This window comes from Pricia sp., assembly GCF_041745955.1.
Lineage (GTDB): Bacteria > Bacteroidota > Bacteroidia > Flavobacteriales > Flavobacteriaceae > Pricia.
Map to the genome: position 1 here is coordinate 1 of NZ_JBGTHY010000236.1, position 2092 is coordinate 2092.

The following is a 2092-nucleotide window of genomic DNA, read 5'->3' on the forward strand; positions in this document are numbered from 1 at the left end:
TTAACGAAATCCGCTGTTCCCGTAACAATGCCGACAGCCGTTGTAAAACAGGCCAAGCTGACCAAGATGCTCAAAAACAGGTTGCCGGTGTTGCCCAAGGTTTCGGTGCTAATGCCGTTCAAAAGAGTGGTCCGGGTGATATCGGCATCGAACTTGCCATGCAACAAAGCTCCTGAGAAGATAAGCCCGGTATAAATAAGCAAAAGGCCCAAGCCGGCCAACCATCCGGCGTTGCGGATCAAGATTTTTTTATCGGCATAGGCAGCATCCTTCTTTTTTAAATTGATGGAAATGGTAATTACTCCGCCAACGACAACGGCACCGATCGCATCAAAGGTCTGGTATCCTTCTAAAATACCATCCGAAAAAGGACTTGCAACAACCGTATGCCCAAAAATAAAATCATAAGAGAATACCGCAGTGCCAATAATCAGTAACAGGATTAGAAGGATTGCTGGCGTCAACAACTTCCCCAGAATATCCAGAATTTTAGAACGGTTGATGACAAAAATGAATACGAGCAGAAAGTAAACTACACTCGTGATAATCGATGGCGAATCAAAAAAAGGCTGTACGGCCATTTCGTGGGTTACCGATGCCGTTCGTGGGGAGGGTAGGCTGATTGAAATGCCATATACGAGAAAAGAGTAGACCAAACTGAACGTATGTGACACCTTTTTGCCAAAGTCGAATATGGTGCCCTGCAACCTTGCGTGTGCCAGAATACCTAAAATGGGAATCAGTACGGCGGATACACAGAACCCCAAGGTGACCAACCACCAAAGTCCTCCGGATTGAAACCCCAGCAATGGCGGTAAAATCAGGTTTCCCGCCCCGAAGAAAAGCGAGAAGAGGGCGAAGGCGGTTATAAGGGTCTCTTTGGTGTTGGACATATAGTTTGTACTATCTCTGCTCATAATAGGACGAATATAGCACGATATTATGTGAAAGATAGCAGAAAATCGTTGGAATGCAATGCTTGATTTACCTCCGAAAAGCTGCCGTTCATCGAAAAAATTGCGGTTCATCGAATAAACGGCCCGATAGGGGAGAGCCATCCAATAAAAAAAGCTATGGTGGCGTTAGAAATGATATAAAGTGTGCTGTATACCACTTTCAAACCCAAATCTCGAACTCGGCGTCAACGGTTTCCCCAAGACCAAGATGCATTTTAAATCCTACTACCATGAAAAGAATATTCTGCAATTTGTTCGGCCACCACTACTCGGTCTCCAAAAAAGTAACGCTTCACATCAAAGAGTACCAATGTATTCATTGTGGAAAAGAAGTGACTACGGATGTCAGCGGCAATCTTTCGACCCTGACCCCCGAATTACAAGATATCAATAAAACCTTGGAAAATATTTTCCAGAAAAGACATAGGGCCGCAGCCACGCAACAGGCCGCATAACAAAATAGGCCCTGAATCCTGGTCGGGGCACATCCTGAAATTTTGTTCAGGATAAACTATGCTATGGCACCGAGATCCATGCTATAGAAGTATCGGAATTTAAAAAAGTATTCCCGAAAATTAAATAAGCAGCCGCTTTCTTCACTGTCGTTTGCCCCACAACAGTATAGTTTGGTTCGCCCTTTTTTCGGGAATTTTTTGTTTTTGATTTTTTGTTCATCAAATTTAGCCAGCCAGCCAGCCAGCCAGCCCCCCCCCTCCATTTCCGCATAGGGGACGTAATAATTTCTTAACCCTCAAAACTTCCGATACCCCCAACATTTCATACATTGCCAAAAAATCGCAGGTATGAAAAAAATAGCGCTTTTTCTGGTATTGATTTCCAATTGCCTTTTCGCACAAAACGATCCCCAACCCCGTATCCATTCCCACAACGATTATCTGCAGAATGTTCCCTTCTGGAAAGCCTATGCTGCAGGGGCCAGTTCCATCGAGGCCGACGTGTTTTTGGTCGGCGATTCCTTGTTCGTAGCCCATACCGCGGAAGAATTCGACGCCAGGTGGAGTTTGGAACGGCTTTATTTCGAACCTCTGCAAGAAGCACTTGCCCTTGGACTGGACCGCCCAAAACAACTACAACTACTTATCGATATCAAGTCGGAACCCTATGCCACGCTTGAT

At 45.1% G+C, this 2092-nt stretch carries 2 protein-coding genes and 1 pseudogene; 2 read left to right on the forward strand and 1 reads right to left on the reverse strand.

What is annotated here, in order from left to right; all coding sequences use genetic code 11:
- On the reverse strand, positions 1–893 hold an 893-nt coding region (locus tag ACEW8S_RS08525; protein WP_373517736.1), incomplete at its 3' end, for a branched-chain amino acid transport system II carrier protein.
- A gap of 293 nt (positions 894–1186) precedes the next feature.
- Between ACEW8S_RS08525 and ACEW8S_RS08530 the strand changes: the two genes are divergently transcribed.
- Together ACEW8S_RS08530 and ACEW8S_RS08535 are read left to right on the forward strand one after the other, a co-directional pair.
- On the forward strand, positions 1187–1411 hold the full coding sequence (locus ACEW8S_RS08530) for a hypothetical protein (protein WP_373517735.1): 225 nt from the start codon (positions 1187–1189) through the stop codon (positions 1409–1411).
- Positions 1412–1759: 348 nt separating this feature from the next.
- Positions 1760–2092, forward strand: a pseudogene (locus tag ACEW8S_RS08535) (hypothetical protein); the annotation flags it as partial.

Coding starts and splice junctions, on each gene's coding strand:
- ACEW8S_RS08530 (WP_373517735.1), top strand. CDS start 1,187: ATGAAAAGAATATTCTGCAATTTGTTCGGCCACCACTACTCGGTCTCC.